Below are 22,682 nucleotides of genomic sequence, written 5' to 3'. Positions count from 1 at the left end.
TCAGTCGGTGAAGTGCTGCTGGATCCTGCGACGCCATTCCTGGAAGGCGGGCACCTCCTCCCCGTCCGGGGGCAGGTCCCGCCGGGTCTCCCGGGTGACCTCGGCCGCCGTGCGCGCGTCGACGCCGCACAGCGTCCGTACGGCGCGCTCCGTGTGCTCCGTCGTCAGTCCCGCGTGCTCCCGGGCCTCGGCGGCGAACGCCGCGCCCTGCCGCAGCGCCGGGAGGTGCGCGCCCGCCCGCTCGACGAGCGGGCGCAGCGACGCGGAGGTGCCCGCCCCCGCGTAGACCGCCGCCAGCCCCACCCCGGCCCACAGGTCGCCGTGGCGGTCGGGGGCGAACGCGCCCAGCCGCGCCGCGACGCGTCCGGGATCCGCGCACTCCACGAACCACAGGGCGCGGCCGATGCCCTGGTCCACGACGCGGGCGACGGCGCGTCGGGGGCCGGGCCAGCCGGGCGGTCCGCCCGACCACCGTCCGCCGGCGCGTTCCCCGGTGCGGAAGTACGCCTCGTGGAACCCGTATCCGTCCAGGGCCAGCCAGCGCAGCAGCGGGTCGGAGGGGACGGCTCGCCGCCGCAGCGGACCGGGCAGCCGGGCCAGCGCCCAACCGGCGCCGACGTGCACCATGTAGACGTGGGGGGCGCCGCTGGACCCGAGCAGCTGTGCCACCCGGTCCCGGCGCCGGGGGCCGAGCCCGTCGAGCAGGGCGAGTCCCATCGCGGCGCCCTCGAAGGCGAACCCCTGGCGCTCCCGGGGCACGGAACCGGCCAGCGCGTCACCGAGCCGGTCGACCTCCGTTCCGGAGGTGGCGGCTCGCAGTCCGGCCAGGAACGCCGTTCCGGCCGCCTCCAGGGCCCGCCGGTCCGGCTCGTTCCCCGGGTGGAATCCCCGGCGGCCGAAGCCGACCGCCGATGCGGGCGGGGTCAGGAGACCGCCCCGCAGACGGCGCAGGGGCGAGGTGATGAAGCGTGGGGCTACGGACACGTACACTCCAGTCGGCTGAGGTCTGGGTGTTCCATGGAACCGAGGCCGTACGGGTCTGACCGGCACACGACGTAGACGCCGTGTCATATTCTGGTGAGATCGCTCCTCTATATGAAGGGAGAGTGATGCACCAGTGGATTTTGGCTCGAACCCATTGGTGCCTTTCTGTGAAACGTAGCGTTCCGGATACGGGCGGCCGTCGATCGTGTTCCAGAAACGGGTACTTGACCAGTGGTGATGCCTTTCCCGCTGGACCCCGCCCGGTGAAGTGGTGATCCGCTCCCGGGAAAGTCGCTTCTTAGAGAGATAGCGTTGACGAACGCCTCCTGGCTGGTTCGACGGGGGCGCGCTGGTCGCCGCGGCGCGAGCGGGAGACGGGGAACGGCTCCGGGGGCGCCGGAGGCCCGCGCGGGCACTGGGCCGTCCGGGGGAAGCGGGGCGGCGCGGAAGGCGCGCGGGACCGTTCCGCGGCGTGATCCTCCTACCATCCGTGCGATGGGAATCACGCATGTGCAGCTCTTCTCGGTGCCCGTCTCGGACCAGGACCGGGCCAGGGACTTCTACGTCGACACGGTCGGTCTCGCCCTCCTCAGGGACCAGCCCGGGGCGCACGGACGATGGCTTCAGGTCGGACCGGAGGGAGCGGCCACCAGCCTGGTCCTCGTGGACTGGTTCCCGACCATGGAACCGGGCGGTGTCCGGGGGCTGTTGCTGCACACCACGGACGTGGCCGCCGACTGCGCGCGACTGCGGGAGCGCGGGGTGCCCGTCGACGGGCCGAAGGCCACCCCGTGGGGGCGGCAGGCCACCTTCACCGACCCGGACGGGAACGTCATCGGGTTGAACCAGCTCCCCGCCGTCCCGGCGGACGGGACGGCGGCCGGGTAACCGACCGCACGGTTCCGGCGGTCCGCCCGATCCGGCCCGTCCCCGCTCCCCTCTCACTCACCGAACGAGGAGCGATGTTCCGCCCGGGTCCCGCCGACGCCGGGTCAGGGGCGAGGTGCGGCACCGGTGGGGCGCTGGCCGGCTCATCGACCTGCTGAAGCGCGTGGCGCATGCCGCTTCGCCGTCCGCGGCACGGAGTCGGGGGCGGGGCTCGACCCTGGCCGCTCCCGAATCCACCCGGATGCGCCTGCGACCAGAACCGGTCGGGTGGATGGAGCCGCCCGGCTTCCCCGCCGCCACCATCGATGTTCCGGCGCTGCCGCGAGTGCCGGCCGAACCGGCGGCGCGGGGCGGACGGGACGGACGCCGACACCGTCAACCGGGAACTGTCCGTCGCGCGCGGGACCGCAGTCGGCCGGAAGGCCGCAGGCCGGGAGACCGGCACCAGCGGCCCGGACGGGCTCCGCCGGGGGGCGGGCCGTCCGGAACGGTCGCTTCCGTCGCTGGTCCGCGGACGGACACCCGGGGAGGCACCCGGCCCGTCCCCCGCTCGGCCCGGGGGAACGCACCGGTGGAGCGGGCCGTCGGCCGTACTACGGTCGGGGGCATGACTACTGTCACGTCCGACACCGGTGTGGGTCCCCTGCTGAGGGGCTGGCGGGAGCGGCGTCGGGTCAGCCAGCTCGAACTGGCCCTGCGCGCCGACTCCTCGACCCGGCACATCAGCTTCGTCGAGAACGGGCGTTCCCGCCCCAGCGAGGAGATGATCCTGCGGCTCGCGGAGCACCTGGACGTCCCCGTACGGGAACGCAACGCGCTCCTGCTCGCGGGTGGTTACGCCCCCCGGTACACCGAGACGTCGTACGACGACCCCTCCATGGGCGCCCTGCGCGAAGGACTCCAGCGGCTGCTCCACGGCTACGAGCCGTACCCCGCGATCGCGCTGAACGGGGTCTACGACGTGGTCGCGGCCAACCTGGGGATGACCAGGCTGCTGGAGGGGGTCGCCGATCACCTGCTCACGCCACCGCTCAACGGGATCCGCATCGTGCTGCATCCGGAAGGCATGGCCCCGCGGATTCTGAATCTCCGCCAATGGCGTTCCCATCTGCTGCGCCAGTTGGAGGGCCAGATGTCCCTGGTGCGTTCGGACCCGCTGCGCGAGCTGTACGACGAGGTGGCCTCGTACCCCTTCCCCGACGGCCATCCGGACCACGGTCCGGGAGGGGCCGACGCGTCGGGCGACCCGTGCCCCGGACCGGTGATGCCGTGCTTCGCGCTGCCGCTGCGGATCGCGCACCGGGGGCGGGAGCTGTCCTTCGTGTCGTCGATCTCCACGTTCAACACCCCGATGGACGTGACGGTCGCCGAGCTGGCCATCGAGACCTTCCTCCCGGCGGACGCGGCGACCGTCGACCACCTGCGTTCCCTCAGCGTCTGATTCCGGACCCGGCCCCCAGCACACCCCAGTAGAGACCGGCGAGTCCGGCGGGCACGAGGGCCTGGAGGACGAGCCAGACGGTGCCGACGGCGCTCGGGTCCAGCCAGAGGAAGGGAGCGGCGAGACTGACGGCGGTCCATGCGAGATTGACTCCGATCACCACCTTGACCGCACCGGCGGGCGGCTCCCTGCGGGCCAGGATCAGGACGACACCGATGGTGAAGAGGACGAGGAAGGCCCCGCTGCCGAGGAGGACGTCCGGGTCCACCCCGAGCAGTCTGCCCACCGGGTCGGGGGCGACGAGGTAGACCGCCGCGGTGGGGGCGGTGACCACGGCGTCGACGGTGAGGAAACGGCGCAGCATCGTCAGGGGCTCGGTGGTGCGGGCGATGCCGGTCAGGAACGTTGCGGACATGGTGTTCGGCCTCCTGCGGAGTCGTGACATGGGTGCGGGTCCCGGAGCTCAGGACCCCGAGGGGGCCGGCCCCGGACGGAGCGCGCCGCCCGGGTTCCGGGGGGACAAGGCTGCGTCCAGGGGCGGGGCCTAGTCCATTACCCGGGAGGTCATGGGGGCGCGGGCCCGGTGCCCCGGGCGGGGCCGTCGGCCGTTGTCGGCAACACCGTGCGAGGTGCCTGGGGGCCATGGCCGTTCGCGCCGGGAATCCGCGCGGGGCGGGGCGGTCTGGTCCGTAAGAGACGGCCTAGTTGTATTGATCACGAGCGTTGTTAACGCTGGTTGGTCTTGATCATGGCGAAGACCTCCGGTGTGGTGGAGGTGTCTAGGCTTCACCACACGGAGGTCTTCGTGTCCCACCGTAATGCCCGGCTGACCGTTCACGGCAGACGGATCCTGGTCGAACGTGTCCTCGCCGGCCGCCCTGTCGCGCATGTGGCCGCGGAGATGGGCATATCGCGTCCCACCGCCCACAAATGGCTCCGCCGCTGGCGGTTCGAAGGAGAGGCGGGCCTGCACGACCGTTCCAGCCGACCCCGCACCACCCCGCACCGCACGTCCGCCACGGTCGAGGCACGTGTCTGCCAGTTGCGGACCAGCCGCAAACTCGGCCCGGCCCGGATCGGCCCGATCCTGGGCCTGCCCGCCTCCACGATCCACCGGATCCTGGCCCGCCACGGCCTGAACCGGCTGGCCTGGCTCGACCGGCCCACCGGCGAACCGATCCGCCGCTACGAACGCGACCGGCCCGGCGAACTGGTCCACGTCGACATCAAAAAACTCGGCAACATTCCCGACGGCGGCGGCTGGCGCATCGTGGGCCGCACGGCCGGAGACCGCAACCGCCAGGCCACCACCGGCCAGCGCAGAAGCAGCACGCCAGTGATCGGCTACAGCTACATCCACTCCGCCGTCGACGACCACTCCCGCCTGGCCTACAGCGAAGTCCTCACCGACGAACGCAGGCACACCGCGATCGGCTTCTGGCAGCGGGCGAACGCGTTCTTCGCCGCCCACGGCATCACCGTCGAACGCGTCCTGACCGACAACGGCTCCTGCTACAAAGCCAAGCTGTTCACCCAGACCCTCACCGCGGCCGGTATCGCCCACAAGAAGATCCGGCCCTACCGGCCGCAGACCAACGGCAAGGTCGAACGCTTCAACCGCACCCTCCTCGAGGAGTGGGCCTACCAGCGGCCCTACACCTCGAACACCGAGCGGACAGCAGCCCTGGCAGACTTCCTCCACACCTACAACCACCACCGCTGCCACACCGCACTCGACGGACACCCGCCCATCAGCCGCGTCAACAACACTCCGGGTCAATACACCTAGTGGTCACACGGCCGCATGCCCTCACCAGCCGAATCCCGCACACCCCGTCCGTCGCTCGTGACAGCCAGCCTGCCAGGCGGTCTCCCGCCTGGCACCACCCCACCACCTTGACCAAACCCATAGGGGCACCCCCCGAGGAATCGGCCGGGGATGGCCGAACCGGGCGCACCGTGCCGGAGCGGCCCCCATGATGGAGGCATGTCGGGCCAGGAACCCCCCTCTTCCGGACTGTTGCCGTTTCTCCGCCGGGCCAGGGACCTCATAGACCGTGCCTACGCCGAACCGCTCGACCTGGCCACGCTCGCGGCCGAGGCCGGATGTTCGCGTTTCCACTTCCTCCGCTCCTTCCAGGCGGCGTACGGCGAGACGCCGGGACGCTATCTGACGCAGCGTCGGATCGAGCGGGCCCGGGACCTGCTGCGCGCCACCAACCTCACCGTGGCGGAGATCTGTCACCTCGTCGGCTACTCCAGCGTCGGCTCGTTCAGCTCCCGCTTCTCCGACGTGGTGGGCGTCTCGCCGACCGCCTACCGGGACGAGATCGCCCAGAGCGGCGGTCCCCCGCCCATCCCCGGGTGCTACCTGTTCATGTGCGCCCGCCGGGGCGCCCCCCAGGCCGCCCCGGACGCGCCGCGCCGGGACGAGGGCGCTCCGGACGCGTCGCGCAACCCCCCGGAGGAAAGCGGAATCCAGGTCAGCAATCCAGGAGATGTCACCGACCGGGCGCCTCGATAGCGTCGGATCACTGCTCAAGCGGAAGGAAGTACATGAGCACGCGTCTTTCCCATGTCACCATCCCCGTGCTGGACCAGGAATCCGCCAAGACCTTCTACACGGAGAAGCTCGGATTCGAGGTGCGCAGTGACATGACCCTCGGCAATCTGCGCTGGCTCACCGTCGGCCCCAAGGACGACCCCGACGTGGAGATGGTCCTGCGCAAGGTGGGCCCTCCCGAGTACGACGAGGAGACGGCCGAACGGTTCCGCGACCTCATCGCCAAGGGCGTGATCGGTGTGGGCGTCCTCCGGGTGGAGAACACCCGGGCCACCTACGAACGCCTCAAGAAGGCGGGCGTCACGTTCGTGCAGGAGCCCGTCAAACGCCCCTACGGCACGGAGGCGGTCTTCCGCGACGATTCCGGCAACTGGTTCAGCCTCACCGATCACCAGGGCTGAGCCCGCTGAGAAGGGAATGGTCCCACCGTGGTCCATGAACCGAAACAGACGGGACGGGACACGGGACCGGCCGGGTCCGCCGTGGCGGCCGGTCCGGCGGCCCCCCGGACGGACGGTGTCCGCAACCCGTGGATCGTCCTGGTGGCCGTCGCCCTGGGCACGATGATGGAAGCCCTCGACGGCACGGTCGTCGCGGTGGCCAACCCGGTCATCGCCGTCGACCTGGACACCGATCTGTCCACCCTCCAGTGGGTGACCAACGGCTACATGCTCGCGGTCGCCTGCGCCCTCATCACCGCCGGGAAGCTCGGCGACCGCTACGGCCACAAGAAGTTCTTCCTCGTCGGGATGGCGGCCTTCTCCGCCACCTCCGTGCTGGCGGGTCTCGCCGACAGCATCGGCGCGCTGATCTTCTGGCGCGTCCTCCAGGGCATCAGCGGCGCGGTGCTCGCCCCCAGCGGACTGGCCGTCCTCAAGGCCACCTTCCCCAAGGAGCGGCTGAAGGTCGCCATCGGGGTCTGGAGCGCCGTCGGCGCCCTGGCCATGGCGGCCGGCCCCTTCATCGGCGGTCTCACCGTGGACCTGCTGGGCTGGCGCTGGGTCTTCTTCGTCAACCTGCTGGTGGGCGCGGTGGCCTTCGGCCTCGGGGCCTGGGCCATCCGGGGAGTCCGTCCCCAGGCCGTCGCCCGGTCCTTCGACCTGCCCGGCGTCGTCCTGCTCACCGCCGCGCTGTTCGCGCTGGTCTGGGGCATCATCCAGGTGCCGGAACACGGCTGGACCCAGTTCGGCACGCTCGGTTCGTTCGCCGTGGCGCTCGCCCTCGGCGCGCTGTTCGTGCTGCGTGAACGGGGGACGTCCGACGCGCTGCTCCCGCTCGCGCTGTTCCGTTCCCGGGCCGTGTCGGTCGGGACGGCGGTCCTGCTCATCGGCGGGTTCGCCACCTTCGGGGCCTCGTTCTACCTGGCTCTGTACCTGCAACAGGTCCACGGCCTGGAGCCCATGCGGGCCGGTCTCGGACTGCTGCCGTTCACCGTGCTCTTCGGCGTCGGCGCGCCGGTGGGAGCCCTGCTCAACCAGCGGTTCGGCCCCAGGGTGCCGCTCTCGGTGGGGCTGGTCCTGATCGCGGTGGCCCTCCTGGGCCTGTCCTGGATGACGGAGGACTCGTCGTACCACGCGATGTGGCCCTTCCTGGCGCCGCTCGGGACGGGCATGGGCATGGTGGCCCCCACGGCCATCGAGATGATCGTGGGCAGCGCGCCGAGCCATCTCACGGGTGTCGCGTCCGGGCTCCAGCAGACCGCGCTGATGCTCGGCGGCGTCCTCGGCACGGCCGCGCTCGGATCGATGATCTCGGCGCGGGTCAGCGCGGACCTGTCCCGGCACCTGGCGGACGCCGAGGTACCGGGTCCGCTCGCCGGGGTGTTGCGCGAGATGCCCAAGACCATCGCCCAAGGTGTCGTCCCCGTTCCGGAGGGCACCCCCCGTTCGGCCGCCCGGGCCGCCGTCGAGGCCGGTCACACGGCCTTCATGGACGGCTTCCACCTGGCCATGCTGGGCGGCGTCGCGGTCGTCCTCGCGGGCGCGCTGGTCGCCCTGCTCGCCCCGGGTGCCGGAGCGGCGCCGGGGGAGGAGTCCCCGGAACCGTCCGACGGCGATCGGCGCGACGGCGTCGCCGGGGTGGAGACCGCCTCCTCCTGAGCGGAGCCGCTCCGCCTCCGGCCCCCGTCCCGGCACCCGCCCCTCCCGTCCCGGCACCACACCTCCACGGTGGCTCCGGCCCCCTCATGACCCCAGTCAGCCCGATATATCAGGAGAAGAAGTGATCTCTCACATCGGTACGGTCGACGTCTTCGTCCACGACCAGGACAAGGCGATCGACTTCTACGTGAACGTCCTCGGCTTCGAGCTGCGGGAGGACCGCAGCTTCGGCCCCATGCGCTGGGTCGAGGTCGCGCCCGTCGGCTCCCAGACCCGGATCGTGCTCTGCACCAAGGACTTCCCCGTCTACGAGGAGGGAAAGATCGGGAGGTTCACGGACATCCAGCTCGTCACCGAGGACATCACGGCGACCCACGGGGAACTGGTGCGGCGCGGTGTCGAATTCACCCGCGCTCCGGAACGGATGCCGTTCGGCGGCGCGAACGGCGCCTTCCGCGACCCGGACGGGAACGAGTTCTTCCTGCTCGAACCCGCGGGCTGACCCCGACGCGCCGGTCGCCCCGGGCGGCCGGCGCGCACCCGCGACCACGGACCAGAACAGACCCCGTCCGGAACGACGGACGGCCGGGAGGAGCAGGAGAGCGCCATGGTGAAGCCCGACGAGATGATGGAGAAGGTGACCGGTACGCTGCGCGAGCGGACGGGCCGGGACGCGGACGAATGGATCGGCCTGGTGACCGCTTCCGGCACCGACCCGTTGGACCAGAACGCCGTACGGAACTGGCTGCGGACCGAGCACGGTCTGACCAAGCCCGTCCAGTGGGCCATCGGCCTGGAGGCGGCTCGCCGCGCCGGATGGGTGGAGCCCACCGAGGAGGAACTGGTCGACGCGCAGTACGGCGGACGGAAGGCCGGACTGCGCCCCATCCACGACCGGGTGGCGGAACTGGCGAACGGACTCGACACCGGGGTCACCCGGGAGGTCCGGGCCACGTACGTCGCCTTCGCGCGCGCCCGGCAGTTCGCGGCCGTGCAGCCCACCACCGGTACCCGGGTGGACCTCGGTCTGCGGTTCACCGACGCGCCCGCCAGCGCCCGGCTGCTCCCCGCGAAGGCCCCCGGCCAGGCCACCCACAAGGTCGCGCTCACCTCGCCGGGGGAGGTGGACGCGGAGGTCGAGGCGCTGTTGAGGGCCGCCTACGAACAGAACGGCTGACCACCCCCGCCCGCTCCGGCGAAGACCACCGGCCGTCCCGCTCCGCTCCCCGGCGGGGCGGCCGGTCCGGCCCGCCGTCACGGCCACTCCGCTCCCCCTCGCCCGGCCGCACGCGGTCCCGGCACGGTCCGGAAGAGGGCCAGAGGGGTGCCGCTTCGGACACCCCTCTGGCGCGCACGTTTCAGACGCGCCCCTGGCCGGGAGCCGTCGTGCCCACCCGCTGGAAGTCGGCCTCCGGCCACAGACCCCGGACGGTGCTCTCCAGGATCATCAGGGACATGATCGGGAAGGCGAAGTCGGAGGCGGCGTAGAGGCGGTGCGCGGTCTGCACCTCGAAGACCCCGTTGCCGAAGGACGCCATGTCGAACGTCCGGCCCGGCCCGGTCGACCGCCCGACCAGCGCGGCGACGTCCGAGACGAAGCCCTCCGGGTCGTGGTCCGGCCCCGGGGCGACCGTGCTCGCCAGCATGATCTCCCCGCAGCGGCGACCGTCACCGGAGGCCAGGGCGGCGAAGAAACCGCCGATCAGTTCCCTCACCCGGTCCGGCAACTGGACGCTGTAACCGGCGTCGAGGATCACGGCGCCGCCCCGGGGCACGAGGTAGACGTTGCCCGGGTGGGGATCGCAGTGCACGAACCCGTCCACGAACACCATCTTGTGCGCCGCCGACAGCACCGCGGAGGCGAGCCGGGCCCGTAGCGCGGGCGGCAGGGTGGCGGGGGTGCCGGGGTCCAGCCCCTCCACGAAGTCGAAGACCAGGCAGGTCGGCACCGACAGCTCCGGGTGGAGCGCGGGGACCTCCACGTCAGGCACGTCCGCCAGGTTCTCGCGGAGCCGGACGACGTTCACCGCCTCGCGGCCGAGGTCGAGCTGTCCCAGGACCGCCTCGCTGACGTACCCGACGAGATCCGCCATCGGCATCCCCCGCAGCCGGGGGAGCCGCTCGCACCGGCGCACCAACCAGCGGATCAGCGTCAGATCCGCGCGCATCACCCCGTCGATCCCGGGGCGTTTGAGCTTCAGCGCGACGACCCGGCCGTCGCGCAGCACCCCCCGGTAGACACAGGCGATGCTGCCCCCGGCCACCGGCACCGGCCCGGGCCCGGACAGGAACGGCGGCACCGGCCGTCCGTACGCCTCCCGCCACGCCCGCCGCGCCCGCCGGGCGCCGAGGGGCCGGACCGAGTCGTGCAACGTGGACAACTCATCGCACAGCGCTCCGGGAAGCACGTCCCGGCGCGCGCCCGCGATCTGGGCGAACTTCACGAACGTCGGTCCGAGCGCCTGGACGCGCCGGGTCAGCCGGCGGTACAGGAACCGGCGGGCGGCCTCCCGGCCCCGGGCGACCCGGACGGCGGCCAGGGCCGGAAGGGTCACCCCCGTCTCGATCAGCACGGCCAGCGAGAGCGCGCCCAGCCGGGCGAGGAGCCGGTACCGGGGCACTCCCCGGCGTGGTGGTGGACCTCCCGGGGCCGGGGGGCCGCCGGTGGCCCCGGGGACGTTCCGCGCCCGGTCCGCGTGGCCCGAGTCGTCCATTGCTCCTCCTGGTGGCTGGTGTGCGGTCCGGTCGGCCGGACCGCTCGTCGTCCGGGCGGTCAGCGGGGGTCGAAGGTGAACACGGCGCGCAGTGAACGTTCCTGAGCCGACGACGGCACCGCCCGGATCAGCCCGTCGCGCACCGCGCGGGCCAGGGGGGAGCGCCACTGACCCGCGCGGCCCATCCGGCGGGACCGCCGGGCGACGAGGTGGGCCCGCCGCCGACGGCGTGCGGCGTAACCGCGCAGGGCCTCCGGAACGGCTGTGGCGCCGGTGACGCCGACGAGGTGGCGGGCGAGGACCACCGCGTCCTCGAACGCCTGGCAGGTGCCCTGCCCCAGTGCCGGGGCGCTCGGGTGCGCGGCGTCCCCGACCAGGGTCACCGCCCCCGTCCCCCAGCGGCGCAGCGGACGCCGGTCGTGGACGTCCGTCACGATGACGTCCGCCGGGTCGGTGGCCCCCAGGACGCGCGGCACGGGGTCGTGCCAGTCGCCGAACCGTTCGGCCAGGAAGGGGAGCCGTCCGAGGGCGTCCGCGCGGACCGCGCGGTTCCGCTCCGGCGCGGCGAAGGCCGCGAACCAGTACATCAGCTCGCCGGGCAGCGGGAAGAGGCCGAACTGCCCTCCCGCGCCCAGGGAGAGCAGGGCCGGATGGTCCCGGTGGGCGATCCTGGCCAGACCCCGGGTCACCGCGTAGCCGTGGTGGCGCAGGTCGTCCCCGCCGAAGAGCGCCGCGCGCACCCGTGACCGGATGCCGTCCGCGCCGATCAGGAGATCGCCCTCCGCCTCCCGGCCGTCCGCGAACCGGGCCACGACGGTCCCGCGCTCCTGGCGGACGCCCACGCAGCGGTCCCCGAACCGGACGTTCCCCTCCCCGTAGGCGTCGTACAGCACGTCGAGCAGGTCCGCCCGCAGCAGCGCCCGTCCGGTGCCCCCGCACCGGGCCTCCAGGGCCCGCCGGGAGGTGTACCCCAGGGTGCTCCCGTGGGCCGTGCGCATCGCGAGCCCGGCGGCGGGCTCGCCACGGGAGCGCACGGCGTCGGCGACGCCGACCGCCTCCAGCGCGGTGAACGCGTTCGGCCACAGGGTCAGCGCCCCGCCACCGGTTCCGGGTCCCTCCGCGCCCTCGTGGACCCGGGTCTCCACACCGGCGCGGCGCAGCAGGACGGCGGTCGCCAGTCCGGCGGGTCCCGCCCCGACGACCAGTGCGCGCAGGGGCCTCACCCCGGCCCCGGACCGGTGTGGCTCCCGGGCTCCCACATGGAGCTCCAGCCCCCTTCCGGGCCGGGCGCGGGGGAGAGCAGGTCCGGGATCTTGGCGACGTCGAACACCCCCCAGTGCTCCGCGATCCGGCCGTCCCGGAACCGGAAGGTGTTGGAGCCGCCTATCGCGAAGGAGCGGCCCGTGGGCGGCAGGCCCATGAACTCCCCGGTGTGCTCGAAGTGGAGTCTGATCGCCTGGGCCAGGACGTCCCCCTCGCAGACCGAGACCACGACCTCCACCCGACGGGTGGTCAGCGCGTCGGCGGCCTGGCCGAACCGGTGCGTCACGCCCTCCCGGCCCGGTGGGTCCCAGGGTGGGGCGAAATGGTCGACGAATTCCGGTGCGAGAACGTCTTCGATCACCGAGTAGTCATGTGTGAAGAGAACGGCGCGACGGAATCTGCGCACGGTTTCCTCGTACGCGGATTTCCGTTCTCCCGTGATTTCTTCCTCCGTCATGGTGTCGACTCCCAGAAGTGATTTCGGCAACGACGGGACGACAGGCGGCGGGTTCTAGGCGGTGGCCCGGAGGAGGTCGCCGGGCAGCAGCCCGAGTTGCTCCAGCAGATGCAGCCCGTCGGCCACGCCCCAGTGCTCGACCACCGCGCCCGACACGATCCGCAACTGGCCGAGCAGCGCGCAGCGCACGGTCCGTCCGGTGGGCGGCAGCCCCAGGTACTCGCCCAGGTGGGTGCCCTCCACGGTGATCCGGCTGGACACCAGGTCGCCCTCCGCGACCAGGCTGTGCACCGTCAGGCGCAGGTCGGGGAAGGCGCGGGTCAGCCTGGTCATCTCCGCGAGCACCTCATCGGCGGGCATCGGACGGCCGTCCCGGCCGTGGTGGACCATCTCCGGTGACCAGTACCGCGCCATCGCCGCGGGGTCCCCGCTGTTCCACGCGTCGATCAACCCCCGCACCACGGCCTTGTTGGCGGCCGTCGGCGCGTCGGAGGGGGCGTTCCCGTGGTCGGGCATGCCGGTTCCTTCCGCGAGTCGTGGTTCGTGGTGGGGCGCGAGCCGTTTCGACGAGGGTATCCGGGAGCCCTTTCCCCGACTTCTCGCAGATTGCTGTGCGATACGGGCCCGGGAAAAGGGTTGACGCTCCGGGGAATTCGGGCGAACAATTTCGCGGGGAACAGGGAAGTTCATGACCATGGTCCGCCCCCATGGGCGGGAGGGGAGCGAAGATGACAGGGCTCCACCGTTCCGGAATCCCGTCCCCCGGCGGGCCGCCCCGCAGGGAGACCGTTCCTCCCGTGCCGGGTGAGGGTGAGGGTGGGGTGTACAGCCAGAGTTGGTTTCCGTTGTGTTTGTCGGGTGAGTTGGTGGGGGGTTCGTTGGTGGGGGTGGAGTTTCTGGGGGGTCGGGTGGTGGTGTTCCGTGGTGTGGGGGGTGGGGTGGCTCGGGTGGTGAGTGCGTATTGCGTGCATGTGGGGGCGGATCTGTCGGTGGGTGAGGTGGTGGGGGAGCGGTTGAGGTGTCGGTTTCATGGGTGGGAGTACGACGGTGGTGGGGTGTGTGTGGGGACGGGGATCGGTGATCCGGTGCCGTCGGGTGCGCGGTTGTTCCGGTTTCCGGTGGTGGAGCGGTTCGGGGTGGTGTGGGCGTTCAACGGGGAGCGCCCGCTCTTCGACCTCCCCGAACTCCCCTATCCCGAGGACGAGCTGGTGGTCCGGCGGTCGGTCCTGGACGAGATGCCCGTCGAGCCGTGGCTGGTCCAGGCCCACACCATGGACCTCCAGCACCTCTCCCTTCCGCACGACTTCACCCTGGAGGAGGACCCCGACGCCTCGGTGCGCGTCCACCCCTACTCCATCGGGTTCGACCTGCGGGCCCGGCTGCGGGACGGTTCGCGGTTCCACGTCGACGTGGACATCCACGGCACCAACGTCTTCTGGCAGACCGGCACCCTCGACGGCCGCTGGTTCTTCTGGATCGCCCCGCTGAACGTCCCGGGTCCCGGCCGTTCCCGGGCCACCTTCGTGTTCGGGGCGCGCCGTGCGGAGGGCGGGGACCCGGAGGGGACCGAGGCGTTTCTCGACCGCGCCGCCGCGGTGATGATGGGCCTCTTCGACGACGACAAGCCGGTCCTGGGCACCATCCGGTTCCGCCCCGGGCTGCTCACCGCCAGTGACCGCGCCCTGGGCCGGTACCTGGACTACGTCAGACGCTATCCGCGCGCCAACCCCGCGCGCGAGTTCCTCACCTGAGACCCGTCCCCTCCAGGGAGTCGAGATGACCGCGTCCGGCAGTTCCGCCACCCCGTCCGGCCCCTCCGCCTCCGCCGTCCCGCCGCCCGCCGCTCCGGTGCCGGACGGTGGTGCCGCCCGTCCGGCCGGGGACGTGGTCCGCCGTCCGCTCGGACGTCCCGTGCCGGGTGAGGGTGAGGGCGGGGTGTACAGCCAGAGTTGGTTTCCGTTGTGTTTGTCGGGTGAGTTGGTGGGGGGTTCGTTGGTGGGGGTGGAGTTTCTGGGGGGTCGGGTGGTGGTGTTCCGTGGTGTGGGGGGTGGGGTGGCTCGGGTGGTGAGTGCGTATTGCGTGCATGTGGGGGCGGATCTGTCGGTGGGTGAGGTGGTGGGGGAGCGGTTGAGGTGTCGGTTTCATGGGTGGGAGTACGACGGTGGTGGGGTGTGTGTGGGGACGGGGATCGGTGATCCGGTGCCGTCGGGTGCGCGGTTGTTCCGGTTTCCGGTGGTGGAGCGGTTCGGGGTGGTGTGGGCGTTCAACGGGGAACGCCCGCTCTTCGACCTCCCCGGACTGCCTCACCCGGAAAGCGAACTGACGATCCGTCATATGGTGCTGGACGAAGCTCCGGTCGACCCCTGGCTGGTGGCGGCCCAGACCATGGACCTCCAGCACTTCCTCCTCCAGCACGAGTTCACCCTGGAGGAGGACCCGACCGGCGCGGTGACCGCCACCGCGCACTCGATGGGGTACCCCCTGCGCCTCGGACTGCCCGACGGACGACGGCTCGACCTCAGGGTCGACATCCACGGCACCAACGTCTTCTGGCAGACCGGCACCCTCGACGGCCGCTGGTTCTTCTGGATCACCGCGCTGCGTCCGGTGCGGCCCGGGGTGTCCCGGCCCGTCTTCGTCCTCGGCGCGCGCGGGGACGACGGGCAGGAGGAGGCCGGGGCGTTCCTCGACCGGGCCACGGAACTGATGATGGGCATGCTCGCCGACGACGCCCCCGTCCTGCTGACCATGCGGTTCCGCCCCGGGCTGCTGACCGTCAGTGACCGCGCCCTGGGCCGTTACCTGGAGTACGTCAGGCGGTATCCGCGCGCCAACCCCGCCCGGGACTTCCTGCGGTGAACGGACGTCCGACGGCGGCGCGGCCCGGTCACCGGGCCGCGCCGCCGCACACCGCTCAAGGGCCGCCGCGCACCGCTCAGGGGGTGGGCGTGAAGCGCACCGGCAGGGCCTCCAGCCCCCGCAGCACCCCCGTGGGGCGCCAGCGCAGTTCCTCCACGGGGCAGTCCAGCGCGAGGTCGGGAAACCGTCGCAGCAGGGTGCCGATCGCGATCTGCCCCTCCATGCGGGAGACCGGGGCGCCGGTGCAGAAGTGGATTCCGTGCCCGAACCCCAGATGGGAGCGGTCGCCCCGGGTGATGTCCAGCCGGTCCGGGTCCGGGTAGCGCTCCGGGTCGCGGTGGGCGGACGCCACGCCCACGGTCACGATGGCGCCCTTGGGCACCGGCGTCCCGCCGATCTCCAGGTCCTCGGTGGCGACCCGGAGCATCGCCCGCTCCACCGGCCCGTCGTAGCGCAGGAACTCCTCGACCGCCCCAGGAAGCAGTTCCGGACGGGACCGGAGCAGCCGCGACTGCTCCGGATGGCGCAGCAGGGCCAGCACCCCGTTGCCGATGAGGTTCACGGTGGTCTCGTGCCCGGCGACCAGCAGCAGCCCCGCGGTGGAGACGAGTTCCCGCTCGGTCAGCCGTCCGCCGTCCGCCGAGGCCACGATCAGGGCGCTCAGCAGATCCGGCTGCGCGTCCTCGTCGCCCCCGGCCGCGCCGGTGAGCGCCGCGCGGCGCTTGTCGGCCACCAGGTCGGTGAAGTACGCGCGCAGCAGCCGGTTCGCCTCGTGCGGAGCCATCGCCGCGCCCTCCTCGTAGGTGGGCGTCAGCGCGGCGGTGCTCCAGACCCGGAACCGGTCCCGGTCCCCGGTCGGCACCCCCAGCAGCTCGCAGATGACGGTGATCGGCAGCGGGAACGCCAGCGCCGTGATCAGGTCGGCGGTGCCCAGCGGGGCGACGGCGTCGAGGAGGTCGTCGGTGATCCGCTGGACCCGGGGCCGCATGGCCTCCACCCGGCGCGGGGTGAACGCCTTGCTGACCAGCCTGCGCAGCCGGGTGTGGTCGGGCGGGTCGCTGTTGAGCATGTGCGGCTCCGACCCCTCGTCCCCCTCCTGGTACAGCCCGGACCGCCGCAGCGCCTCCCAGGCGTGCTTCGGATCACGGGACAGCCGGCCGTCGGCGAGTGCCGCCCGGGCGTCCTCGTAGCGGGTGACCAGCCAGTGCTCGATGCCGTTGGGATCGTGTATCCGATGGACCGGCGCCCGCTCGCGCAGTCGCCGGTAGACGGGGTACGGATCGGTCCGCGCCGCGTCGCCGTACACCTCGTGGGCCGTGGGCCGTGGATCGGACATGTCGTGGTCCCCCTCGGTCGTGGACGGTCGGTGGGCCGGGCGGTGCGTCTCACGGACGGCTCGCGCGCGCCCCGTCCCGCCCGGCCCCGGGACCGGCGGCCCCGGACGGGCTCAGGACGAGGTCGGACGGGGGCAGCGTCCCGTCCACGAGGTACGCGGTCACGAGCCGGTCGATGCCCGGGTCCTCGTAGAACGGGAAGACCCGGTGGTGCGCGGTGGCGTCCAGGGTGACCAGCCGGGAGCGGGGGCCCAGGGTCTCCCGCATCCGCAGCGCGGCGGCGAGCGGCGTCGACATGTCCTCCGCGGCCTGCACCAGCAGGACGCTCCGCGCCGGGTTGTCCGCTCCGAGCCGGGTCACCGGTTCGGCGGGCGGCACCGGCCAGAAGGAGGTCGCCTTGACGCCCGCCAGGGCCGCCCCGGTGAACGGGTGTGCGCGCGCGGCCCGTTCCATGTCCCGCTGGTAGCCGTCCAGGTTCCGGGGCCACGCCCAGTCGCCCGCGAGGACGGCCATCTGGGCGACGGTGCCGCTCTCCTCCTTCGGCTCGCCGAACATGGCGGCGAGGAAGGCCGCGGTGTCCGGTTCCAGGGGACCGCCGTGCACGGCGGCACGGACCACGTCGCCGAGGAAGCCGTAGTTGCGGTCGCTGTTGAGCATCCCCACCACCAGCAGCCGGACCAGGGTGCGGTCCAGCGGGAACCCCGCCACCGCCACCTGCCCGCCGCCGTCCGCCCGGGCCAGCAGCCGGTCGTACGCGGCCCGCACCCGGTCGGCGGTGTCGCCCAGGTGGAGCGTGTCGTGGTGGGCACCGGCCCAGCGGGCCCAGCGGTTCAGGGCCCGCTCGCCGTTGGGCGGGAAGTCGGTGAACAGCCCGCGCCACACCCAGTCGGGGCTGCAGAGACTGTCGAGGACGACCCGGTCGGCGTGTTCGCCGAACATCTGGGTCCACACGGCTCCCAGGTAGGTGCCGTAGGAGTAGCCGAGGTAGGAGATCCGTTCCTCGCCGAGCGCGCCGCGGATCACCTCCATGTCCCGGGCGATGTTCCGGGAGCTGGCGTACGGAAGGACGTCCAGGGCGTGCTCGGCCGCCTTCGCCGCCACATTGGCCTGGAACCGCACCTCGTGGTCGAAGTCCCGGGGGTGGTGGAAGACCCAGAACCGCTCCTCGGGCTCCAGCCCGCACACCACCGGGCTGCTGCGTCCCATGAACCGGTGGTCGAAGGCGACCAGGTCGTACCGGTCGAGCACCTCCCGGGGCAGCGCCCGGGCCAGTTGCGCCCCCAGCAGGGTCCCCCGGTTGCCCAGGTCGTCCCCCGGCCCGACCAACAGCACTCCGCGCCGTCGCTCCGGCACGCCCGCCCGGCGCCGGACCAGACCGAGCGTCAGGGTCCGCCCGTCCGGCCGTGCGTAGTCCAGCGGCACGCTCAGCCGGGCGCACTCCAGCCCGGCGAGCGCCTCCTCGTCGGGCTCCGTCCAGGTCAGCGACTGCGACCGGAAGCCGCTCAGGGCGTTCGCCCGTACCCCGCTCACCACGCCCTCCCCTCCCGCGCCGGGCCCCCGGACCCCGGATCCGGCGGGGGCGGCGCGTCCGCGTCCCCGGGGGACCGCGCCCCGGCCAGCACCAGATCGGTCTCCGGGAGCTTCCCGGTGAGCAGGTACGCGGTGGCCGCCCCGTCGACCCCGGGGTCGCCCCGGAAGGGGAAGACCCGGTGGTGCGGCCCGGGGTCGTCCAGGGTGACCAGCCGGGTGTTGTGCGGGAGCAGCTCCCGCAGCCGCGCGGCGCCCCGGGCCGGGGTGAACATGTCCCGTGCCGAACGCACCAGCAGGACGCTCTCCGCGCGGTTGCCGGCGCCGAAGGCGGTGACGGGCTCCCGGGGCGGCAGCGGCCAGAAGGCCCCCGCCTTGGGACCGGCCATCGCGGGACCGATGAACGGATGCCGTCCCCCGTGCTCCACCAGGTCCCGCCGGTAGCGTCCGAGCCCCCGGGGCCAGGCGGCGTCGGCGCACAGGACCGCCAGTTGCGCCACCGCGCCGCTCTCCTCCTTGCCCCGCCCGAACAGGGCCCCGAGCGCGCCCACCGCCGACGGGGCCGCCTCGTCGCCGTGCACGGCGGCCCGCAGGATCTCGGCGAGGACGTCCCAGGCACGGTCGTCGCTGAGCAGCACCATGGTGAACAGCCGCAGCAGGGTGCCGTCCACGGGCAGCCCGGCGACCGGCACCGGCGCCCGGTCCGCCGACGCCACCAGCCGGTCGAGCGCGGCGCGCACCAGCGGGCCGGTGGCCCCCAGGCCGAGCGCGCCGTGGCGCCGGGCGGCCCACCCCGTCCACCGCCCCAGGACGCGCTCGCAGCTCACCGCGTAGTCGAGGAACATCGGCCGCCACACGGCCCGGGGGTCGATGACGCTGTCGAGGACGACCCGGTCGGCGTGTTCGCCGAACATCTGGGTCCACACGGCTCCCAGGTAGGTGCCGTAGGAGTAGCCGAGGTAGGAGACGCGTTCCTCGCCGAGCGCGCCGCGGATCACCTCCATGTCCCGGGCGATGTTCCGGGACGTCACATGCGGCAGGACGTCCCCCGCCTCCCGGAAGCAGCGCTCCACCACCTCGCGCTGGAAACGCGCCTCGGTGTCGGCGTCCTCGGGACGGTGGAAGATCCACAGCCACTGCTCGGGGGTGAGCCCGCAGCTCAGGGGCGCGCTGCGACCGCTGAACCGGTGGTCGAACCCCACCAGGTCGTAGGCGTCGAGGACGTCGGCGGGCAGCGTCCGGGCCAACCGGGGCACCAGCAGCGTGCCCCGGTTGCCGGGGTCGTCGGGGCCGATCAGCAGGACCCCCCGCCGACCCGCCGGGGACCCGGCCGGACGCCGGGCCAGCGCGAGGCCGAGGGTGGGGCCCGACGGCCGGGCGTGGTCCACGGGCACCGTCACGGAGGCCGTCTCGAACCCGGCCAGCTCCTCCTCGTCGGCGGCCCGCCACACCACGCGTTGCGCGGCGAACTCCCCGGCTCCCGGCCCCGGGCGGCCTCCTGCCGTGTGCTCTGTCACCGGGTCTCCCCTCTCACGGGCCCACGGCCGGTGGGTACCGGACCGTGGCGCCGGACGTCAGCGGCGGATCTCGTACAGCGCGTTGAAGGGCGTGGGGCTGGGCAGGGACCGCACCGAGCGCAGACCGGCCTCCTCGCACAGCGCGCGCAGCGCCGTGGAGGTCAGCCCCATCATGCCGAGGACGGCGCCCCGGGCGGCCCGCTCGACCGGCACGCTGTACAGCACGCTCGCCCCGTACAACAGGGCCGCGCCGGGGCCGGCGTTGTCGGCGGGACGGTCCACGCCGTTGCTCTCCAGCAGCAGGAACACCCCGTCGGGGGAGAGCGCCTCCCGCACCGCCCGCAGGACCGCGCCGGGGTCGGGGGCGTCGTGCAGCACGTCGAAGGCCATGATCAGCCCGTGTTCCCCGGAGAGCGCGTCCCGGACGTCGGCCTCGACGAAGTCCACCCGGTCCGCCACCCCGGCCCGCTCCGCGTCCCGACGGGCCCGGTCCACGTTCAGCCGCAGCCGGTCGTAGCCGGTGAACCGGGAGCGGGGGAACGCCTCCGCGAGCAGGACGAGCGCCCGGCCGCAGCCGCTGCCGACGTGGGCGACGCGGGTCCCGGCCGTCAGGGCCCCGGCCAGGCCGTCCACGGCCGGGACCCAGTGCGGCAGCAGCAGGGTGTCCAGCCAGCTGGAACTCATCCGCCACATCGTCCGGTACAGCGCGTCCGGATAGCGCTCGGGCTCCAGACCGGCGCCCGAGCGGAACGCCCCGGCCACCGCGTCGAACACCGCCGCCAGGGCCGGGACCAGCCGGGCCGCGCCCCCGAGGAAGAACGGCGACCTCTCGTCCGCCAGCACCGCGGCGTGCGCGGCGGGGAGCGCGAACGACTCCCGGCCCTCCGCCGCCGTCCCGTCGACCGTCAGATAGCCGGCGCTGGACAGACAGAGCAGCCATTCGCGGACGTACCGTTCGTCCAGTCCGGTGCGGGCGGCCAGCCCCGCGCCGTCGGTCGGGCCGTGGACGGCCAGCTCCCGGAAGAGCCCCAGCTCGTCCCCCAGCGCGCACACCACGCTGACCAGGCCCCCGCTCATGTCGCCCAGGAAACGGGCCGCGAACGCCTCCGTGTCCGTCACCTCGCTCACACGCGCCTCCCCGAGGGAATCGTGACCGGGCCGCGCGCCGTGGGCCGCGCGGCGGGTGGCTGCTCGACTCTAGGGCGCCGCGCGGACACCGGCCTTCTCTCAGGTTGCTCACGAGGGGGCACGAGCGCGCCGGAACGACGGGGGCGCCCGGACGGCCGGAAAGCGGCGCCCGGCCCGTCCGCCGACCCCTTCGACCTGGAGCGGGATGACCGATATTGCTACTATGAATGGTAGTGACTCCGCGTGGATACTGAGGACGTGTCATGACAGGTAAGCGGAACTACGCCCAGTTCTGCGGACTCGCTGCCGGGTTGAACGTCATCGGGGAACGCTGGGCCCTCCTGATCGTGCGCGAACTGCTCATCGGCCCGGCCCGGTTCAACGAGATCCTGGCCAACCTGCCCGGTCTCGGCCCCAATCTGCTCTCGGACCGGCTGCGTGCCCTCACCGAGCACGGGGTCATCGAGGCGTCCGGGGTGCGCGGCGACGGCCGGGGCAAGCGGTACCGGCTCACCCCGCGCGGCGAGGAACTGCGGGAACCGGTACTGGCGCTCGCCCGCTGGGGCATGCCCTTCCTGACCGAGGAGGACGCGGTCGGCGGGGCCACCCGGGCCTCCTGGGGCTTCCTCGCCGTCCAATCGATGATCAACGGCCGACGGGTGCCCGCCGTGGCCGAGAGCTACGAGTTCCGCGTGGCCGAGGAGGTCTTCCACATCGAGGTGCGTGACGGCGCCGCCGTCACCCGCCGGGGGGCCGCCACCGGACCCGCGCTGGTGGTGACCACCGACGCGGAGACCTTCGTCCGGATCGGCGCCGAGATGCGCACCCCGTTCGAGGCGCTGCTCTCGGGACGGCTGCGCATCGACGGCGAACCGGACGCCGTCCAGCGGTGCGTGGAGTTCCTCGGCCTGGTCGACGCGCCGCGCCGCCCCGCCACGTCCTCCACGCCCTCCGTGCCCACCGGAGCGGTCTCCGACTGACCCCGCCGCCCGGGCGCGGGGGAGACGGGCCGCGTCCGCGGGCCCCACCAGCCGCAGCCAGGAGAAGGGACGTCCCCATGACCTCCGGAACACCGGCCCCGCGCCCCGCCCCGCAACCCGTCGCCGCGAACCCCCCGACCACGGAACTCGCCGGGACGGCGGCCCTGGTGACCGGCGCCTCCAGCGGCATCGGAGCGGCCGTCGCCCGGGCCCTGGCCGCCCGGGGAGCGGTGGTGACGCTGGCGGCCCGCCGCCGGGACCGCCTCGAAGCGGTGGCTCGGGACATCACGGCCCGGGGCGGTACCGCCCTGGTGGTGGAGGCGGACGTCAGCGGCGAACCGGGCGCGACGGCCGCCGTGGAGAGCGCGGTCGCCCGGGCCGGACGGCTCGACATCGTGGTGAACAACGCGGGCGTCCTGCTGCTCGGCCCCGTCGAGGACGCGCCCACCGAGGAGTGGGAGCGCATGGTGCGCCTCAACCTGCTGGGCGTCGCGCTCGTCACCCGCGCCGCCCTGCCCCATCTGCTGCGCGCCGCCGCGAGCGCGCCCCGCGAGGTCGCGGACCTCGTCAACGTCAGCTCGGTCGGGGGCCGGATCGCGACGCCCAACACCGCCGTCTACAACGCCGCCAAGTCGGGGGTCAACGCGTTCAGCGAGTCCCTGCGCCAGGAGGTCGCCCGCCGACACGTGCGGGTCGCGGTGATCGAGCCCGGCTTCGTCGCCACCGAACTGCCCTTCCACTCCCGCCCCGACGTCCTCGCCCGGCTCGCCGGGGACTTCGACCCCGGCACCCCGCTGGACCCGGCGGACGTGGCCGAGACGATCTGCCACGTGGTCACCCGCCCCCGGCACATGGCCGTCAACGAGGTGCTGCTGCGCCCGGCGGAGCAACTCGCCTGACCGCTTGCCCGCCCGCCCGCCGGTCCGGT

At 73.1% G+C, this 22,682-nt stretch carries 22 protein-coding genes and 2 pseudogenes; 14 read left to right on the top strand and 10 right to left on the bottom strand.

From position 1 onward, the window contains the following. Positions 1-984, bottom strand: coding sequence for a DUF1702 family protein (locus tag ACVWNX_RS03135; protein WP_454412310.1), 984 nt, complete (start codon positions 982-984; stop codon positions 1-3). Positions 985-1,479: 495 nt separating this feature from the next. Between ACVWNX_RS03135 and ACVWNX_RS03130 the strand changes: the two genes are divergently transcribed. Both ACVWNX_RS03130 and ACVWNX_RS03125 read left to right on the top strand, forming a co-directional pair. Continuing rightward, on the top strand, positions 1,480-1,872 hold the full coding sequence (locus ACVWNX_RS03130) for a VOC family protein (protein WP_454412309.1): 393 nt from the start codon (positions 1,480-1,482) through the stop codon (positions 1,870-1,872). A 607-nt stretch (positions 1,873-2,479) separates the two neighbouring features. Then, positions 2,480-3,313, top strand: coding sequence for a helix-turn-helix domain-containing protein (locus tag ACVWNX_RS03125; RefSeq protein ID WP_454412308.1), 834 nt, complete (start codon positions 2,480-2,482; stop codon positions 3,311-3,313). Here ACVWNX_RS03125 and ACVWNX_RS03120 read toward each other — a convergent pair. Further along, positions 3,303-3,728 carry a hypothetical protein gene (locus ACVWNX_RS03120; protein WP_454412307.1) on the bottom strand — a complete coding sequence of 142 codons (426 nt, stop codon included), beginning with the start codon at positions 3,726-3,728 and terminating at the stop codon, positions 3,303-3,305. The genes ACVWNX_RS03125 and ACVWNX_RS03120 overlap by 11 nt on opposite strands. A gap of 390 nt (positions 3,729-4,118) precedes the next feature. Here ACVWNX_RS03120 and ACVWNX_RS03115 point away from each other — a divergent pair, with 390 nt between their 5' ends. The 6 genes from ACVWNX_RS03115 (at position 4,119) to ACVWNX_RS03090 (ending at position 9,152) form a co-directional block, all read left to right on the top strand. Then, the gene (locus ACVWNX_RS03115) at positions 4,119-5,102 is read left to right on the top strand and encodes an IS481 family transposase (protein WP_454411746.1); all 984 of its coding nucleotides are present in this window, start codon (positions 4,119-4,121) and stop codon (positions 5,100-5,102) included. Positions 5,103-5,300: 198 nt separating this feature from the next. Continuing rightward, entirely contained in the window at positions 5,301-5,837 is a 537-nt protein-coding gene (locus tag ACVWNX_RS03110) for a helix-turn-helix domain-containing protein (RefSeq protein ID WP_454412306.1), read from the top strand. A 32-nt stretch (positions 5,838-5,869) separates the two neighbouring features. Further along, positions 5,870-6,277, top strand: coding sequence for a VOC family protein (locus ACVWNX_RS03105; protein ID WP_454412305.1), 408 nt, complete (start codon positions 5,870-5,872; stop codon positions 6,275-6,277). A gap of 27 nt (positions 6,278-6,304) precedes the next feature. Next, complete coding sequence (locus tag ACVWNX_RS03100; protein WP_454412304.1) at positions 6,305-7,975, top strand: MFS transporter; 1,671 nt, start codon at positions 6,305-6,307, stop codon at positions 7,973-7,975. A 121-nt stretch (positions 7,976-8,096) separates the two neighbouring features. Then, positions 8,097-8,477 (top strand): VOC family protein, encoded by a 381-nt coding sequence (locus ACVWNX_RS03095; protein WP_454412303.1) that lies wholly within the window; start codon positions 8,097-8,099, stop codon positions 8,475-8,477. 105 nt (positions 8,478-8,582) lie between these two features. Next, positions 8,583-9,152 carry a DUF5655 domain-containing protein gene (locus tag ACVWNX_RS03090; protein ID WP_454412302.1) on the top strand — a complete coding sequence of 190 codons (570 nt, stop codon included), beginning with the start codon at positions 8,583-8,585 and terminating at the stop codon, positions 9,150-9,152. A 181-nt stretch (positions 9,153-9,333) separates the two neighbouring features. Here the strand turns inward: ACVWNX_RS03090 and ACVWNX_RS03085 are convergent, their stop codons facing one another. Genes ACVWNX_RS03085 through ACVWNX_RS03070 form a run of 4 tightly spaced genes read right to left on the bottom strand, consistent with a single transcriptional unit; the run spans position 9,334 to position 12,925 of the window. Continuing rightward, positions 9,334-10,689 carry an ABC1 kinase family protein gene (locus ACVWNX_RS03085; protein WP_454412301.1) on the bottom strand — a complete coding sequence of 452 codons (1,356 nt, stop codon included), beginning with the start codon at positions 10,687-10,689 and terminating at the stop codon, positions 9,334-9,336. Positions 10,690-10,748: 59 nt separating this feature from the next. Then, entirely contained in the window at positions 10,749-11,912 is a 1,164-nt protein-coding gene (locus ACVWNX_RS03080; RefSeq protein WP_454412300.1) for an FAD-dependent monooxygenase, read from the bottom strand. Continuing rightward, entirely contained in the window at positions 11,909-12,409 is a 501-nt protein-coding gene (locus tag ACVWNX_RS03075) for an ester cyclase (protein WP_454412299.1), read from the bottom strand. The genes ACVWNX_RS03080 and ACVWNX_RS03075 overlap by 4 nt, the downstream gene beginning before the upstream one ends. A gap of 54 nt (positions 12,410-12,463) precedes the next feature. Then, complete coding sequence (locus tag ACVWNX_RS03070) at positions 12,464-12,925, bottom strand: ester cyclase (RefSeq protein ID WP_454412297.1); 462 nt, start codon at positions 12,923-12,925, stop codon at positions 12,464-12,466. Positions 12,926-13,116: 191 nt separating this feature from the next. Between ACVWNX_RS03070 and ACVWNX_RS03065 the strand changes: the two are divergent. The 4 genes and pseudogenes from ACVWNX_RS03065 to ACVWNX_RS03050 all read left to right on the top strand — a co-directional run. Next, positions 13,117-13,464, top strand: a pseudogene (locus tag ACVWNX_RS03065) (Rieske 2Fe-2S domain-containing protein); the annotation flags it as partial. A 48-nt stretch (positions 13,465-13,512) separates the two neighbouring features. Beyond that, on the top strand, positions 13,513-14,160 hold the full coding sequence (locus tag ACVWNX_RS03060; protein WP_454415053.1) for a hypothetical protein: 648 nt from the start codon (positions 13,513-13,515) through the stop codon (positions 14,158-14,160). A 25-nt stretch (positions 14,161-14,185) separates the two neighbouring features. Beyond that, a pseudogene (locus ACVWNX_RS03055) lies at positions 14,186-14,578 on the top strand (Rieske 2Fe-2S domain-containing protein); the annotation flags it as partial. 48 nt (positions 14,579-14,626) lie between these two features. Continuing rightward, entirely contained in the window at positions 14,627-15,268 is a 642-nt protein-coding gene (locus ACVWNX_RS03050; protein ID WP_454415052.1) for a hypothetical protein, read from the top strand. A 76-nt stretch (positions 15,269-15,344) separates the two neighbouring features. Here ACVWNX_RS03050 and ACVWNX_RS03045 read toward each other — a convergent pair whose 3' ends face one another. Genes ACVWNX_RS03045 through ACVWNX_RS03030 form a run of 4 tightly spaced genes read right to left on the bottom strand, consistent with a single transcriptional unit; the run spans position 15,345 to position 20,774 of the window. Continuing rightward, positions 15,345-16,604, bottom strand: a complete 1,260-nt coding sequence (locus tag ACVWNX_RS03045; protein WP_454412296.1) for a cytochrome P450 family protein — start codon at positions 16,602-16,604, stop codon at positions 15,345-15,347. A 49-nt stretch (positions 16,605-16,653) separates the two neighbouring features. Continuing rightward, positions 16,654-18,132 (bottom strand): alpha/beta fold hydrolase, encoded by a 1,479-nt coding sequence (locus tag ACVWNX_RS03040; RefSeq protein ID WP_454412295.1) that lies wholly within the window; start codon positions 18,130-18,132, stop codon positions 16,654-16,656. Further along, entirely contained in the window at positions 18,129-19,646 is a 1,518-nt protein-coding gene (locus ACVWNX_RS03035; RefSeq protein WP_454412294.1) for an alpha/beta fold hydrolase, read from the bottom strand. Before ACVWNX_RS03035 ends, ACVWNX_RS03040 begins: the two co-directional genes overlap by 4 nt. Positions 19,647-19,703: 57 nt before the next feature. Beyond that, positions 19,704-20,774 carry a class I SAM-dependent methyltransferase gene (locus tag ACVWNX_RS03030; protein ID WP_454412293.1) on the bottom strand — a complete coding sequence of 357 codons (1,071 nt, stop codon included), beginning with the start codon at positions 20,772-20,774 and terminating at the stop codon, positions 19,704-19,706. Positions 20,775-21,037: 263 nt separating this feature from the next. Between ACVWNX_RS03030 and ACVWNX_RS03025 the strand changes: the two genes are divergently transcribed. After that, positions 21,038-21,754, top strand: coding sequence for a winged helix-turn-helix transcriptional regulator (locus ACVWNX_RS03025; RefSeq protein WP_454412292.1), 717 nt, complete (start codon positions 21,038-21,040; stop codon positions 21,752-21,754). Between the two features lie 77 nt (positions 21,755-21,831). Next, positions 21,832-22,653 (top strand): SDR family NAD(P)-dependent oxidoreductase, encoded by an 822-nt coding sequence (locus ACVWNX_RS03020; protein WP_454412291.1) that lies wholly within the window; start codon positions 21,832-21,834, stop codon positions 22,651-22,653. Positions 22,654-22,682: the final 29 nt, after the last annotated feature.

It is taken from the genome of Streptomyces sp. JNUCC 64 (genome assembly GCF_054484115.1).
The sequence above is the reverse complement of the archived record's forward strand: the minus strand, read 5'-3'. Positions and strand labels throughout refer to the sequence as shown.

Bases quoted from the DNA above. Each gene is read 5' to 3' on its own strand.
- ACVWNX_RS03130 (WP_454412309.1), top strand. From the start codon at position 1,480: ATGGGAATCACGCATGTGCAGCTCTTCTCGGTGCCCGTCTCGGACCAG.
- ACVWNX_RS03125 (WP_454412308.1), top strand. From the start codon at position 2,480: ATGACTACTGTCACGTCCGACACCGGTGTGGGTCCCCTGCTGAGGGGC.
- ACVWNX_RS03120 (WP_454412307.1), bottom strand. From the start codon at position 3,728: ATGTCCGCAACGTTCCTGACCGGCATCGCCCGCACCACCGAGCCCCTG.
- ACVWNX_RS03110 (WP_454412306.1), top strand. From the start codon at position 5,301: ATGTCGGGCCAGGAACCCCCCTCTTCCGGACTGTTGCCGTTTCTCCGC.
- ACVWNX_RS03105 (WP_454412305.1), top strand. From the start codon at position 5,870: ATGAGCACGCGTCTTTCCCATGTCACCATCCCCGTGCTGGACCAGGAA.
- ACVWNX_RS03090 (WP_454412302.1), top strand. From the start codon at position 8,583: ATGGTGAAGCCCGACGAGATGATGGAGAAGGTGACCGGTACGCTGCGC.
- ACVWNX_RS03085 (WP_454412301.1), bottom strand. From the start codon at position 10,689: ATGGACGACTCGGGCCACGCGGACCGGGCGCGGAACGTCCCCGGGGCC.
- ACVWNX_RS03075 (WP_454412299.1), bottom strand. From the start codon at position 12,409: ATGACGGAGGAAGAAATCACGGGAGAACGGAAATCCGCGTACGAGGAA.
- ACVWNX_RS03070 (WP_454412297.1), bottom strand. From the start codon at position 12,925: ATGCCCGACCACGGGAACGCCCCCTCCGACGCGCCGACGGCCGCCAAC.
- ACVWNX_RS03045 (WP_454412296.1), bottom strand. From the start codon at position 16,604: ATGTCCGATCCACGGCCCACGGCCCACGAGGTGTACGGCGACGCGGCG.
- ACVWNX_RS03025 (WP_454412292.1), top strand. From the start codon at position 21,038: ATGACAGGTAAGCGGAACTACGCCCAGTTCTGCGGACTCGCTGCCGGG.
- ACVWNX_RS03020 (WP_454412291.1), top strand. From the start codon at position 21,832: ATGACCTCCGGAACACCGGCCCCGCGCCCCGCCCCGCAACCCGTCGCC.